Here is a 14,281-nt window from a genome sequence, read left to right as displayed (position 1 = left end):
ACGAATCTCTTTAAAACGGAGTGAGCAGAGCATGCACATGACGGCTCTTTTATTTTCGGAGGACGCTTTCCTCGAAGCGGCATCTCGCGAAGAAGATTTCACTAATTTGGGCTCGGACGGCTTTGAGCCGGGTGCCGAGCACTTCTTAAGAAGCTTCTACACCGATGCCATGGAAAACGAGTTCTTGGACTATAGTCTTGATGACTTGATCTTGCTTGCCCGTGAGTTCTGGATGATCGGCAATCGCCGTCATCCCTCTGAGATATTTGTTTCGGTCAAGTCGTCCCCAACCCCGACTGGCTCTCCTAAAACCGATACGGCCATCCAGGTCGTTTGCGACGATATGTCGTTTCTGGTGGACTCAATTGTGGCGACCGTCTCGTCCTTCGGCATCAATGTCAGCGGGCTCTTCCACCCAATCGTGGAAGGCTGCCGCGATGAAGAGGGCAAGTGGTGTACATCAGGCATTGAAGTCGTAGAGTCGATGATCCTGCTCTTGGTCCCACCTCAAAGCCGCCAAAGTCAAAAACGTCTCGAAGATGAAATTCGCAAGACACTCGAAGAAGTCCAACTCATCAACACGGACTTTTTGCCCTTAGTCCAAAATGTCCGGATGCGCGCAGAGGAGCTCAAACACTCTCACGGCAAAACACCTAAAGACGATGTCGATGAAGGCGTCGCATTTCTGGAGTGGATCGCTGACGGGAACTTCGTTTTATTCGGTGCGCGACGCTATGACTACACACAAAGCTCCACCTCAACGAGCAAAGACCCTGATTATATCAACCCGACCATCGTTGACGGGGAATCGCTCGGGCTTTTACGTGATCCAACCATCACGATTTTGCGGCAAAGCAGCGAGCCCTCATCTATCTCAACGAATGTTGAGCGCTTTGTCCTAGAGGCGCCGCCCGTAACGGTTGCCAAGTCAAACCTTTATACGCGTGTTCACCGTCGCGTCCGGATGGATTATATTTCGGTCAAACATTTCAGTAAGACGGGCAAAGTCACCGGGGAAACCCGTTATGTGGGACTGTTTACGTCCGATGCTTATAACCGCTCCCCGCATTATGTTCCTCTCATCAGGCAAAAAGTTGCCCGCGTTAAAGAGCGGTCAGGATGGCCCCTCGGATCCCATAATGCAAAACGACTAGATTACGTATTATCATCCTATCCACGCGATGAATTGTTTCAGATTGATGATGATGAACTGTTGCAGATCGCGACAGGCATTGCACAGGCATTTGATCGACCTCGCACACGCATGTTTGTGCGACGTGACCGGTTCGAAAGATTTGTTTCGGTCCTCATTTACGTTCAGCAAGAGCATTATAATACGCGCGTGCGCCAACGCATTGGTGAGCGACTAAAAGACGCTTTCGGTGGTCGTGTATCAGCGTTCTATCCGCAATATAGCGACGCCCCGATGGCCCGGGTCCATTACATTATCGGCATGGACCCCGACCAAGGTCTACATCCCGACCTCGCTGAGCTTGAAGCGCAAATTGCAAATATTGCGCAACCTTGGTTCGAAGGTGTGAAACTATTATCTGAAGACAGCGACGACGGCAAAGCCCTTCAGATCATCCATAATTATCAGGGTGCGTTTTCCGTTGCCTATCAAGACGAATACTCTTCGCGTGAGGCCTTAGCCGACATTCTTGTCAGCGAAACGCTCTCGGAACCCAACCCCTTATCAGTGCGCGTTTTTGATGTCTCAAACGTGTCAGATCGACTCTTCAGGGTTAAAATATACCAGATCGAGGATCGTCTAGAACCCTCGCGGATCATGCCTGTTTTCAGCAATTTCAATTGCCATATCGTTGAAGAGATGGGGCATGAAATAACGCGGACCGACGGCAGTATCATCTGGGTCCATGATTATGAAATCAGGATGGCTTTCACGCCACAAGATGTTGAGAAACTCACGCAAACTTTCGAGACGGCGTTTCTGGCGACCTGGAACGGCCTCAACGAAGATGATGCCTTCAACCGGCTGATCTTGCCTCAGAATGCAGATTGGCGTGACATTGCTTTTTTACGCTTGGTTGCCCGCTATCGGCGCCAAAGTGGTCTCGATCCATCTGAGGCCACGCAAATCGAAGCCCTAGAATCCTACCCTTCCCTGACGCGTTTATTACTGGCGTTAAAGACCGCGAGATTTGATCCGTCTGTGTTTGAAGACCATCAGGCGCGGAAGACCGAGTCTGAGTCCCTTGAACAAAGGATCACAAACGAACTCGCCTCTGTGTCGTCCTTGGAACATGACCGTGTTATCCGGCGTATGGCAGACGTGATACTGGCGGGCCTGCGTACGAATTTCTATCAGCGTGATGAGGGGCAAGTGAAGCCCTACATCTCTCTCAAGATTAAAAGCGATACGCTTGATAATTTACCCGAACCAAAGCCCTATCGTGAAATCTATGTCAGTTCACCGCGCGTGGAAGGTGTTCATCTTCGGTTCGGTCCCGTCGCGCGCGGCGGTCTGAGATGGTCTGATCGTCGGGATGATTTCCGGACAGAAGTCCTTGGTCTGGTGAAAGCACAACAAGTTAAAAACGCCGTCATCGTCCCGGTCGGTTCCAAGGGCGGGTTCTTCCCAAAACAACTCCCCAAGAATGGGACACGCGACGACGTACAGGCAGAGGCGATTGAAGCCTACAAGGCCTTCATATCTGGCATTCTCGACCTGACAGACAATTATGTCGGCGAGAGTACAATTCCGCCCGCTGATGTCGTCTGTTGGGATGATCCAGACCCCTATCTTGTCGTTGCGGCAGATAAGGGCACGGCGACATTTTCGGATATTGCAAACGGTATTTCCCAATCATACGACTTCTGGCTCGACGATGCGTTCGCCTCTGGTGGGTCCGTCGGTTACGACCATAAAGTCATGGGAATTACGGCGCGCGGCGGCTGGGAGGCGGTCAAACGACATTTCCGCGAAGCCGGCAAAGATATTCAATCGGAAGACTTCACGGTTGTGGGTGTTGGCGACATGTCCGGAGATGTGTTTGGTAATGGGATGCTACTGTCCAAACACACTAAGTTGGTGGCGGCGTTCAATCATCTGGATATTTTTATTGATCCTGAGCCCGATCCGAAAACCTCTTTCGAAGAACGCGAACGCATGTTCGATCTCCCTCGCTCGACATGGCAGGATTATGATAAATCTCTGATTTCTAAAGGCGGTGGTGTTTTCTCGCGCCAAGAGAAAGCCATTGATCTCACGCCTGAAATCAAGGCCTTAACCGGCCTTTCGGCAACCAGCGTAACGCCCAATGAATTGATGAAGGCCCTGCTATCCGCGCCTGTAGAGCTATTATGGTTTGGCGGGATCGGCACTTACATCAAGGCTGAGTCACAATCTCACGCGGATGTCGGTGACAAGGCTAATGACTCTATCAGAATCAATGGATCAGAGGTGAATGCGAAAGTTGTCGGCGAAGGTGCCAATCTTGGTGCTACACAAGCCGGACGCATTGAATATGCGCGGTCCGGCGGACGGATCAATACGGACGCAATCGATAATTCCGCGGGCGTCGATTCCTCTGATAATGAAGTGAACATCAAGATTTTGCTAGGCGCAGCCATCGACCACGGCGAACTTAAGCGCGATAAACGCGACGCCTTACTCGCGAGCATGACGGACGAAGTCGCTGATCTCGTACTCGCACACAATTACGACCAGACTGGCGCGCTATCCTTAGCGCAAATGCGGACTTTGCATGATCATGACGCCTATGAACGGTTGATGGTCGCTCTGACGTCTAGAGGCGTTCTAAATCGTAGCGTCGAGGGTCTACCAAGCACTGAGGGGATGCAGGCTCTTGCATCCAGCAACCAAGGGCTCACACGACCTGAACTCTCCGTACTTCTCGCCTATGCGAAAAATACTCTGTTTGATGATCTCATCCAAACCGATGTCGCAGATGACCCCTTTATGGCAGACACGCTGCAAGCCTATTTTCCTGAACCCTTGCACGGGTTTGAGGCGGCCATGCAGCACCATAGACTGCGCCGTGAAATCATTGTTTCTCGGCTCGTCAATCTGATGATCGACGTATGCGGACCCGTTTTCACATTGCGGCTGCAGGAACAGACCCAAGGATCTTTAGCGAAAATCGCCCAAGCCTTCATCGTCGCATATGAGACGCTTAACGTCGCGAAATTGCGGAACGATATTGCGGCGCTTGATAATAAAGTAGACGCTCAGGCTCAGCTCCGCCTGTCCAATGAAATTGCGACTGTGCTGCAACGCGTTGTCGCATGGCTTGTCAGATATGACGAAACAGGGTCGATTGCGGAACGCGTGGCAAAACGCTCCCAACTCTCTGCCCTTGTCGATCAGGCTTGGTTGGCGCTCCTTTCACCCTACGATCAGAAGCGCGTCGAAAAGAGGATCAGGAGTTATACAAAACTCGGTGTTTCTGAAGATTTGGCGACAGACGTTGCATTGTTGAAATCGCGGGCATCAGGGTTTGATGTGATCGGCCTTGCAGAAGCGACAGGATGGCCTGCACAGCGGGCAGCCGAACTCTTCTATGACGTTGGGGGCCGGTTTAAAATTGATCGTATTCGGTCAGCCCTACTCAATACGAAATCCAACTCCCATTGGGAACGCCTTGCGATGAGGCATTTGCAAGAGGACTTTTTCAAAGCCCAAGCTCGGTTTGCTCAAAGTGTGGCACTCTACGCTAAGAAAGAAAAACGCGTGGCTGATGAGCCTGTCAAATCCCTCATTGCGGATTGGGTTCGTGACGAAATCCCGCAAATCAAAACTTATGAAGACTCAGTGGTATCCATGTCGCGTTCAGGGGCGTGGACCGTACCTAAATTTGCGATTGTGAATGCGCAGCTCAGTGATTTGATGACAGGACTCTAAGGCTATTAGAGTCCTGTCTAAATCAGGTCGGCCCTGCCGCAAGATGGGCTTGCGCAACAGCTTCTAGGTAGCGACGTTGCGTTCTAAGACGCGAGCTCCGAGTGGCATCGACCCGGCGCTGAACGGTCAGTACATCAAGCAAAATGGACTCGCCCAGGTCAAACCTGACACCTTCCAGTTCCAATGCGCGCTCTGAGGCAACTTCCGCGGCTTGCAGCGAGTCCAAGGCCTCACGCAGCGCCTCGACCTGAGCGATGTTACTGCGAACATTACGCACCGCGCTCCGTAGGGTTTGGGCATAAACGGACAGCGCACTATCTAGACCCGCCTGAGCATCAGCCTGCCGAGCATCATTGGCACCACCATCGAGCAAATTATAGGACAGAGCGGCACCGATGGACGCGATGTAAGTGTCGATATCCAGAAGGTCTTCAAGCGGGCGAGTTCCTGACAGTGAAGCGGTCAATGACGCCCCTGGCAAATCATCCGCCCTTACGCCCTCAAGAGTTGCGGCCGCATCGGCGACGGCTAATCGCGCCGCCTGCACATCAAACCGATTGGCAATCATTATGGCGGGGGCCGCATCCAAACCAACACCTGTGTCAGTCACGTTGGGTAGAATGGTCGGTAGCGGCGGCGTGCCGTCCAGAGTCTCATCGCCAAATCCACCGATTAGAACAGAGAGGGCGCGGCGCGCATCGGCGGCGGCAAAATGCTGCTCTGCGACGGATGCTCGCGCACTTTGTAATTCCAGTTCGGACAAAGCCAGGTCGGACCCGGCCGCGTCACCGCCCTCAAACCTGGCCCGCGTCACGCGTTCAGTTTCAGTCAGAAAATTGAGGTTTAACTCTGCAACACGCAGCTGCAATCCCGCTTCGATGGTGCCAGCATAGGCCGAAACGACATTAGCAAGGATCGTCCGCTGCAACCGAGCCGTCTCGGCTCGAGCGATCGAGGCACGAGCTGCTGCGCCAGAGATGTCAGCTCGTAAACTGCCAAACAAATCAGTATCGAAACTTCCTGACAATCCGAGCCCAGCAGTGTCAGTTATGTCGTCGAGATTGTCGACCACTCCCGATGCGCCAAGGCTGGCGGAACTGCTCAATTGCGGTGCTCGTCGGGCCCGAAACTGGGCGAGTTGAGCATCTGCGCGCTCGACCCGGAACCGCGCCTGTTCAAGGTCATAATTTCCGGCAATGGCCGCCTTAAGATAAGTTGCCAGCACCGGATCGTCATACAGAGCTGCGAAACTATCGGCACGGACCGGGTCCGCGCTGACTTGCCAGTCAGACGGGATCTCGACTGTTTGGGCGGCGATCAGCGTCTCTTCATCAACCTCAACCAGAGTCGCACAGGCGCTTGATAATCCTGCGACCAACATTACAGATGCAAACCGGAGCGTGATCCTACTCATGGCGCAGAGCCTCCACCGGGTTGAGGCGTGACGCACTATGCGCAGGCAGATAGCCAAACACGACCCCCACAAGAACTGCAGAACCAAAGGCGAGAATCGCGATCTCTGGTGCGAAGATCATTTCAATGTCGTCACCGCCCAAACCTAATGTCGAAACGCCGTACCCCACACCCAATCCGATCAAGCCCGAGAGAATGCAAATGAGCAGGGCCTCGGTGAGAAATTGGGACAAAATGTCAGAACGCCGCGCACCAAGGCTCATACGCAGGCCGATTTCGCGTGTGCGTTCCGTAACACTCACCAACATAATGTTCATCACGCCCACACCGCCGACGACGAGCGAGACAATGCCCATAGTCGCCAACAAGAGCGACAGAGTGCGTTGAGTCTCGGCATATTGCTGTCGATTGGCAGAAAAGTTGAGCACCCGGAAATCCGGTGCATCAGCCGCGGACAGGCCGCGCGAACGGCGCAAGATCGCATCTAGATCTTCCTCAATCCGATCGAGGACCTTTTGGTTCTCACCAATAATTCGGTATTGATTGACGTGATTGCGAACCAGATAGTCACCACCGACCAAACGGTCGCGCAAAGTAGAGCGCGGCACGAGGACAAAGTTATCGCGGTCTCGGCCATTGCTCCAGCCAGTTTCCGGTGCCTTTGCGACGGTTCCAATGACGGTAAACGGCACATTGCTGATCTTGATCTTAGCCCCGACCGGATACTGACCGCCAAAAACATTCTTTACAACGGTCTGCCCCAACACAGCGAAAGTTTCCTTCCGGGCTAAATCCGTTTCCGTGATGTCCCGACCGGCTTCCAATTCGAAATCATTGGCAAATAGATAGTCCTGATCCGTGCCGCGAATATCGGACGACCAATCAGTCGCGTCTGTAATGACAGGGTACTCGCGCGACAGATTTCCTGTTGCAGCCTCAACACCAGGCAGGGCGCGGACTTCAAGGAGGTCAGCTTCGTTCAAACGGCGATAGGGCCGCTTTTGGGAGGATCGCCCGCGGGTCCAATTCGGAAAGACTGTGATAGACCGAGCTTGAGTTCCGTCCAAACTTTCGAGAATTTTCTTCTGCGTTCCCTCGCCGATTGCCAACATCGTATAGACAGCGGCAACCCCGATAATAATGCCCAGCATAGTCAACAATGTGCGCATGGGCCGCTCGGCTAGGCTTCCAAAAGCATTAAAGACTAATCTCAATCCTGGAACTGCCATTACGCTGCCTCCACCGACCGTGGCTCGTCACTGATAATCTTGCCATCACTCATGGTAATTACGCGCGAGGCATAGTCGGCCACTTCAAGGTCATGGGTGATCAGCACAATCGTGAGTCCGTCATTCCGGTTGAGTGTCACTAGCAGGTCCATAATCTCCGCTGACGTGCGGCTATCCAGTGCCCCGGTCGGCTCATCAGCCAAGAGCAAGGATGGAGATCCGACGAGAGCCCGAGCAATCGCGACGCGCTGCTGCTGACCGCCTGACAGTTCCGTCGGCTTGTGATGGCCCCGATCCCCTAAACCCACAGCGTCTAGGGCTGCCTGTGCACGCGCTTCACCGTCTGGAACGCCGGGACGACGATACTGAAGCGGCAACATAACATTCGCGAGTGCATTACGGCGCGGCATCAACTGAAACTGCTGAAACACAAAGCCGAGAGTTTCCCCCCGGTAGGCCGCGAGGTCACGCGGTTTGAGCGACCCAACATTTTTCCCGTCGATAATCACGGACCCAGAGTCTGGCTGGTCGAGCCCGCCTAACATGTTCATCAGCGTCGACTTGCCCGATCCCGATGAGCCGATGACCGCAACAAATTCGCCGGCAGCGACAGCCAGAGTCACCCCGTCGAGCGCATGCACGGTCGATCCGCCCAATGAGTATGATTTGCTCAGATCTACCGTCTGTATCATTGGCAGAGTCTTTGTCGGGGTCATAGCCGAAGCCCTAGCGAGCCGAGCCTGGGCGCCCGCCCGCGCGGCCCCCTGGACCACCTGTTTGCCCACTACCGGCCTCGCGGACACCCGTCACTACTTGCTCGCCTTCTTTCAGACCATCAACAACTTCGACAAAGGCACCATCGGACAGGCCGAGCTTTAGCGTCCGTTTGACCATCTTGCCGTCAGCCGTGGCAACCCAGACATCAACGGGACGGATGGTCCGTTCTAGTGTCACCTGTGCCGTGTAACGCGATTGCTCTTCCGGCGAGAGGAACTGACGAACCTGGTTTTCAACAATCTCGCCGAGTTGAATACGCATCGGCGTATGCATGAAGCTTTTGGTTGGATCATTGATAATGTCGCGCACACCTTGCGTGACCGGACTGACCCGGTCTGCAAATTCAGCAATGCGCGGCTCATCAATGCCAATGGCCCGAAAGCGCGCATAGGTCGGATCAAGCAAAGTAACAGGTTCAGTCTCTGCGCTCTCAGCTTGGAATTGCGCGACCTGATCTGGCGACGGACGGAACCGTTCTGCCATAACCGGAAGTCGTGACACACCCGCGCGGACTTCTGTCGTGATTTCGAGATTGGCTGTCATGCCAGGCATCAGCACACCGTCGGGATTGTCCGCTTTTACAACGGCAACGTAGGAGACGATATTGTTTGCCTCGACTGATTTCAAACGCAACAGCTCGACTTCACCTTCAATCGTCCGGTCAGGATAGGCATCGACCGTGAATTTCGCTTTGTCACCCGGATTAAGCCCGGCCACATCAGATTCGACGATCCTCGCTTCGACTTGAATTTCGGATAGGTCGGCCGCGATCGTGAAAAGTTCAGGCGCATTAAAACTAGCTTGAACGGTCTGGCCCGGGTCGATCTTGCGGTCGATGATAACCCCGTCGATCGGGCTCGTAATAATAGATCGGGCCAGGTTTTCTTTAGCCGTATCCATTTCGGCGCGAACTTGTGCGAGAGAAGCGCGCTGACTTTCCAGTTGCGCGACGGCGAGATCAAGATTGGCTTGCGCCACTCCGACATCACGTTCAGCGGCTTCCATTTGTGCCTCTGAGACGGCTTGCTGTGAGAACAGGCCTCGGCGGCGTGTCTCATTTTGTTGGGCTTGCGCCAATGTCACTTCTGCAGAACGAATACGGGCTTTCTGAACATCGATATCTGCAATGGACGAACGGATACGGCCTTCGAGCTGTTCGACACGGTTACGAAAATTAGTCGGGTCAATGATAGCCAGCACCTGCCCCGCCGTGACCCGCGAATTATAATCAACGCGCACGTCGAGTAACCGACCCGACACTTCGGAGCCCACCATAACTTCGTCACGCGGAACAATCTTTCCGGTTGCACCAATCACCCGCGTGATCTGACCCGGCATCGCAGGGACTGAGGCCAGTTCCATCTGAGCTTCAGTCTCGCTAGAGTCTGCACATGCTCCAACCAATACAACTGCGCAAACAGTCGCCATCAATAGTCGATGCTTCATGCCGAAATTCTCCCCCATCGGCCTGACACCGAAACTCATAATGTCTGTTATGTTGTCACAGCACCGGTCGTTAGTGAAGATACGGCTCGTAATCTTGAAAAGATTTAATCTTGCTGCCTTCGGCACAAACAGCCTCGAGAACAAATTCTCTCATCTACTCACTATCAGCCGAATTTTTGCAAATCATGCCATTGAGCATCGAGGTTGAGGCGTCAGCACTTGGCAACGGGTCAACCGCCAAGGCACCGAGAGCGGAAATATAGACTTTTACGCCCTCCGACCAATCTAGGACGCGACTTTGCCGGGAATTCAAACCATTACTTTGCTCGCGGATCAGGTCGAACGCACTGGCGGCGCCAGTATCATACTGAGCCTGCGTAATACGCGTAACGCGTTGTTGGGCTTCTTCCTGCAGGCGCTGTATCTCAATCTGTCGCATATTTTGCGACTGACGCGTCAAGATCTGCTCCACGTCTTCTAGCGCCGCCAGCACAGTTTGTTGATAGCTTATGAGTGTCTGACGTTCGGCTATTTCAACTTGAGCAATGTTCCGATCACGGTCACCATTATCGAAAAGCAAAACGGACATGGCCGCTCCGATAGACGCGCTGATTCCGTCCGTGGTCAACAGATCAAATAACGATGTCGACGACTGCGTTGCAGAGCCGGAAAGTCCTAATGTCGGTAGCCAGGCTTTACGCGCATTATCCAACGAAAGACCAGCGCGCACGACGTTACACTCGGCTGCGCGAATATCCGGCCTCCCAATCAGCACATTAGCCGGGGCGTCTGGCATTAGCCGAGGTAGATCGAATGTCTGGAATGACCGTGGTTCAAGAGAAAATTCATGAGGCGGCAATCCGAGTAGCAGAGCCAATCGACGCTCAAGGTCGTCTCGCCGAACGCGCGAGGCTTCAAGCGTACCGAGAAGGCGCTGAATGCTAACGCGGATCTGATCCACACTGAGCCGCGTGATTGCCCCAGCCTCAAGCCTGACCTCTGATAAGCGCAGCTGTTCGCGTTGAATTTCGATTTGTTGCTCTTGCAAGCGGATGACTTCATCACGAACGCGAAGGTCGATATAAATGTTCGCGATCGCCTGCGCCGTCGAAATGCGTAAAACCTCATTTTGGATTTTCTGCTGTTCGACAGATAAGGCGGATTGCGTCACATTATTTTTAATACGCCCCCAGATATCCACTTGGTACTGGGCAGAGCCCCCGAAAGAATAGCTGTCAAACGGACCCCCATTTCGAGACTGGGTAACACTCGCACTGCCGCGTCCTAGTGAAAAACGAGGGCTCAAGGCGGTCTCTGACTGTTCCAGCCCAATCAGCGCAGATTCTAGCCGCAGTAAGGACGCCTCAATCGACAGATTACCACTCAGTCCTTGCGCGATCATATCTTGTAAGATCGGGTCATCAAGGGCCTGCCAAGTGGGGGTGTTTGGCAGTATGTCAGGCGTTTCAGATTGCCATTCTGGTGGCGTCAACTGAGTGAGCTTGGCAGCCGCAACATCCGCCCCAATCCTAGAACTTCCTTGCAGCAAAGAGTTATGAGCACAGCCGGACAGCAGCACTACAGCCACGAGACTATTGAATAAATGTCTAGGCATCGGGAACGTCTGGTTTGAGAAATTGCACTAAGACCGTCTTGCCGAGACGGAAAGGAACATCCTCCGTCTCAATCACAACATCGACCGTATTGGTTTGGCTTCGCCCACCCGTTTCTGCCACCGAGAAGACTGAGCCAATCTGAGTAACTACACCGCGGCGGCGATCCGCGCTGCGATTATTGGCCGCGAAATCAACTTTCTGTCCGAGATAGATCGAGTCGATATCGTCTTCTCGCACCTTCGCGCGAAGGCGTTTGGGCGCATCAGGAATAATCGAAAAAGCCGTCGAGATGTTTTCCGCCGAGACGCCAGCTCCAGCTGTGACAGCTGCGGTCAATATCCGGCCATCAACCGGAGATATGACGCGGCGTTGTGCAAGATTGAACCGGGCCGTTTCAAGCTGGGTCTGAACCCGCTCCATCGAATTTCGATTGGTCTCCATCGCCAGTTCTGTCTTGGTCAGATTATCCTGCTGCGTCTCAAGTTGTTGCTGCGAAATTGCGTCCTGTTCGCGCTGGATGACGGCGCGTTCAACATTGCGACGTGCGATGTCGAGATCCAGCACGCTTCGTTCTTGCTTAAGAGTCTCGTTTTCGACGGCGATCTCAGCGAGCCTGACCGCAATGCGGTCATCCCGGTCCTCTTGCAGAGCCAACAGCTGTCCCTGTTTGACCTCATCGCCCTCAGCCACGAGGACTTCCTTGATCGTCCCAGTTCGGTTGGCGGAGACGAGCACGATCCCACCTTCGATCTCGACCACCGCACTCTGAGATAAAGCGTAGGGCGATGAAGGCGCCAAAGTCGGCGCGAGAGTCACACTCTCTTCTTGATCTGCCGTCCGTTTCAAATACGAGGTCGCTGCGAGCGCCGTAACGACAATAATTAAAAGCCAGACCCACAAGTTTGTCAGAAGTCTACCGATTAGCCGCATAGGGTTTATCCTCTTCGCTATCACTTGTGATCCGGCCATCCTCAATATGAAGGATCCGATCAGCATGGGGCACGAGCCGCTCGTCATGGGTGACGCACAGGATCATGGCATTATGTCGAGCAGCCGCCTGCTTGAGCAGTTCGGCAATGTTCGCACCGTTCTTGCCATCCAGCGCTGACGTCGGTTCGTCGCAGAATATTAATGTCGGTTTTTTTGCCAACATGCGCGCAATGGCGATGCGTTGGTTCTGCCCCCCTGACATTTCGCTCGGACGCGAATCTTGTCGGTCAGCTAGCCCAACCCAATCAAGTGCCTCACACGCGGCACGCTTTGCCTCTGCAGCGGACCAGCCCAGAAAGGTCAGCGGTAGAGCGATCTGATCACGTGCGCCGAGTGCGGGGAACAGCCCCCCACTCTGAAATACAAACCCGCAATGATCACGACGAAAACGTGTGATCTTGCGGCTAGAGCGTGACCAAAGGTCTTCACCTAACGCGATAACTTGTCCAGTATCAGGGGCTTGGAGCCCGCCAAGAGCGGCGATCATTGATGACTTTCCAGAGCCCGACGGCCCCATAAGCAGCGTCATTTGACCACTGCATAATTCAATCGAAACATCATCCAGTGCGATTACGCGTTGCCGCCCTTCGCCAAAAACTTTGCCGAGCCCGCAAGTCTGGATCGCCGCAACCGTTGTGGGGGATTGCTTAGCCAAACTCGTCATCGCAGTAAGTCCTGCGGCTTCATCTTGAAGATCGCGGTAAGGGATATGACCCCTGCAATAAGGGCAGCAAGAAGGATGGCGGCGCTGACATACCAAACCACTGTAGAAGTAACATACATGTCGATACCTCGACCCAATAAACCCGCCTTCACACCCAACATGACGCAATAGGAGACGCCAATGCCAAGTGTCCCGACCCAAAAGGCCTGCTCCATTGCTGTGCTGACAAGATGACGCGACGGAATACCAAGCGCCCGCATCGTCGCGAACTGCTGAGACTGGGTCAGGATTGCTGACCGGAGGGTCTGAACAATAATGAAAAGAGGGATCAAAACAGCAAACACACCAACCACAAGGAAGCCCTGAAACTGCTTGCTCTCAAGGATCGCATCCAAAGACGTTCGTCGACCCATCTCCTGTGGTGTGATGGCCTCGAGCGAGGCTCCCTTAAATTGTTGATTGAGCCGCTGCTTCGCGATCTCCGGAGAGGTGTCAGGCGGAATTCGAACTCCGACCATGCTTATACGGCTGAAATTCCGAGACACACCGCCCCCAAAATGAATAGCTCGAGGCGTTGAAGGGGAAAACAAGCGCCCGGTTTCGGGACTCACAAATCCGTATCCTGTTCGAGCCCCTATAAAACCTCGATTAACCGCAGCATCAAAAAATCCAATAATCTCAAGCCCGAAACTATCATCAGAATTCCAGAGAACATCGCCCATTTTAAAGTCATTTTTTTCCTTCAATGTCGAAGAGACAATAATTGTCCCCGGCACTGAAAGTGCTTCCTTAGCCTCTGAGGAAATAAACCTCGGAACCAAAATGACGTCTTCACCGAGTTCAATTTCGGCGATCGATAGTTGTTTAACTTCATCATCTAGTCTCACTTGCTGTGGGCGAGTACGACCTAAATAGGGCTCCGCACGTATAATATCTTCGTAAAGGTCGACTTCCGTCAGCAACTTTTGGAGAGAAACGCTGTCGCGTCCAGTAGAACGAATATATAGGTCGACGTCTAAGCTCCGCTGATATGTCGAGAAGCTCCGGATATTCGCTGCCGAAATCCCAACGGCCACATAAATCAGGCAACCTGAAAGGGCGAGCACTGACACAGCCGACAGGAACAAACGCCAGTGAAAGCCGACATTGGATCGCGCCAGCGATTTCATATCGACCAGCCGATGCGCGGCAAATCAAGCGATCCAGATCGATTTAGATCGCCAGACTTTCCACCGATATTAAACTGGCTGCGCATCGCGTG

The 14,281-nt window shown here is 53.5% G+C and carries 9 protein-coding genes; 1 reads left to right on the top strand and 8 read right to left on the bottom strand.

The window, feature by feature from the left end:
* The first annotated feature begins 37 nt into the window (after nt 1–37).
* Complete coding sequence (locus QQL54_RS01630; RefSeq protein WP_284386840.1) at nt 38–4,885, top strand: NAD-glutamate dehydrogenase; 4,848 nt, start codon at nt 38–40, stop codon at nt 4,883–4,885.
* Nucleotides 4,886–4,907: 22 nt separating this feature from the next.
* Here the strand turns inward: QQL54_RS01630 and QQL54_RS01625 are convergent, their stop codons facing one another.
* From QQL54_RS01625 to QQL54_RS01590, 8 genes are all read right to left on the bottom strand, one after another.
* On the bottom strand, nt 4,908–6,299 hold the full coding sequence (locus QQL54_RS01625) for a TolC family protein (RefSeq protein ID WP_284386838.1): 1,392 nt from the start codon (nt 6,297–6,299) through the stop codon (nt 4,908–4,910).
* Nucleotides 6,292–7,467, bottom strand: coding sequence for an ABC transporter permease (locus QQL54_RS01620; protein WP_284386836.1), 1,176 nt, complete (start codon nt 7,465–7,467; stop codon nt 6,292–6,294). Before QQL54_RS01620 ends, QQL54_RS01625 begins: the two co-directional genes overlap by 8 nt.
* A gap of 59 nt (nt 7,468–7,526) precedes the next feature.
* Entirely contained in the window at nt 7,527–8,243 is a 717-nt protein-coding gene (locus tag QQL54_RS01615; RefSeq protein WP_284386834.1) for an ABC transporter ATP-binding protein, read from the bottom strand.
* A 10-nt stretch (nt 8,244–8,253) separates the two neighbouring features.
* Nucleotides 8,254–9,789 carry an efflux RND transporter periplasmic adaptor subunit gene (locus tag QQL54_RS01610; RefSeq protein ID WP_284386832.1) on the bottom strand — a complete coding sequence of 512 codons (1,536 nt, stop codon included), beginning with the start codon at nt 9,787–9,789 and terminating at the stop codon, nt 8,254–8,256.
* Between the two features lie 115 nt (nt 9,790–9,904).
* Nucleotides 9,905–11,365 carry a TolC family protein gene (locus QQL54_RS01605; protein ID WP_284386830.1) on the bottom strand — a complete coding sequence of 487 codons (1,461 nt, stop codon included), beginning with the start codon at nt 11,363–11,365 and terminating at the stop codon, nt 9,905–9,907.
* Nucleotides 11,358–12,296 carry an RND family efflux transporter gene (locus tag QQL54_RS01600; RefSeq protein ID WP_284386828.1) on the bottom strand — a complete coding sequence of 313 codons (939 nt, stop codon included), beginning with the start codon at nt 12,294–12,296 and terminating at the stop codon, nt 11,358–11,360. Before QQL54_RS01600 ends, QQL54_RS01605 begins: the two co-directional genes overlap by 8 nt.
* Complete coding sequence (locus tag QQL54_RS01595; protein WP_284386826.1) at nt 12,280–13,020, bottom strand: ABC transporter ATP-binding protein; 741 nt, start codon at nt 13,018–13,020, stop codon at nt 12,280–12,282. The genes QQL54_RS01600 and QQL54_RS01595 overlap by 17 nt, the downstream gene beginning before the upstream one ends.
* Complete coding sequence (locus QQL54_RS01590) at nt 13,017–14,189, bottom strand: FtsX-like permease family protein (protein ID WP_284386824.1); 1,173 nt, start codon at nt 14,187–14,189, stop codon at nt 13,017–13,019. The genes QQL54_RS01595 and QQL54_RS01590 overlap by 4 nt, the downstream gene beginning before the upstream one ends.
* Nucleotides 14,190–14,281: the final 92 nt, after the last annotated feature.

The sequence above is a fragment of the Algimonas ampicilliniresistens genome, from assembly GCF_030159955.1.
GTDB classification, from domain to species: domain Bacteria; phylum Pseudomonadota; class Alphaproteobacteria; order Caulobacterales; family Maricaulaceae; genus Litorimonas; species Litorimonas ampicilliniresistens.
The sequence above is the reverse complement of the archived record's forward strand: the minus strand, read 5'-3'. Positions and strand labels throughout refer to the sequence as shown.

Coding starts and splice junctions, on each gene's coding strand:
- QQL54_RS01590 (WP_284386824.1), bottom strand. CDS start 14,189: ATGAAATCGCTGGCGCGATCCAATGTCGGCTTTCACTGGCGTTTGTTC.
- QQL54_RS01605 (WP_284386830.1), bottom strand. CDS start 11,365: ATGCCTAGACATTTATTCAATAGTCTCGTGGCTGTAGTGCTGCTGTCC.
- QQL54_RS01615 (WP_284386834.1), bottom strand. CDS start 8,243: ATGACCCCGACAAAGACTCTGCCAATGATACAGACGGTAGATCTGAGC.
- QQL54_RS01595 (WP_284386826.1), bottom strand. CDS start 13,020: ATGACGAGTTTGGCTAAGCAATCCCCCACAACGGTTGCGGCGATCCAG.
- QQL54_RS01610 (WP_284386832.1), bottom strand. CDS start 9,789: ATGAGTTTCGGTGTCAGGCCGATGGGGGAGAATTTCGGCATGAAGCAT.
- QQL54_RS01625 (WP_284386838.1), bottom strand. CDS start 6,299: ATGAGTAGGATCACGCTCCGGTTTGCATCTGTAATGTTGGTCGCAGGA.
- QQL54_RS01600 (WP_284386828.1), bottom strand. CDS start 12,296: ATGCGGCTAATCGGTAGACTTCTGACAAACTTGTGGGTCTGGCTTTTA.
- QQL54_RS01630 (WP_284386840.1), top strand. CDS start 38: ATGACGGCTCTTTTATTTTCGGAGGACGCTTTCCTCGAAGCGGCATCT.
- QQL54_RS01620 (WP_284386836.1), bottom strand. CDS start 7,467: ATGCGCACATTGTTGACTATGCTGGGCATTATTATCGGGGTTGCCGCT.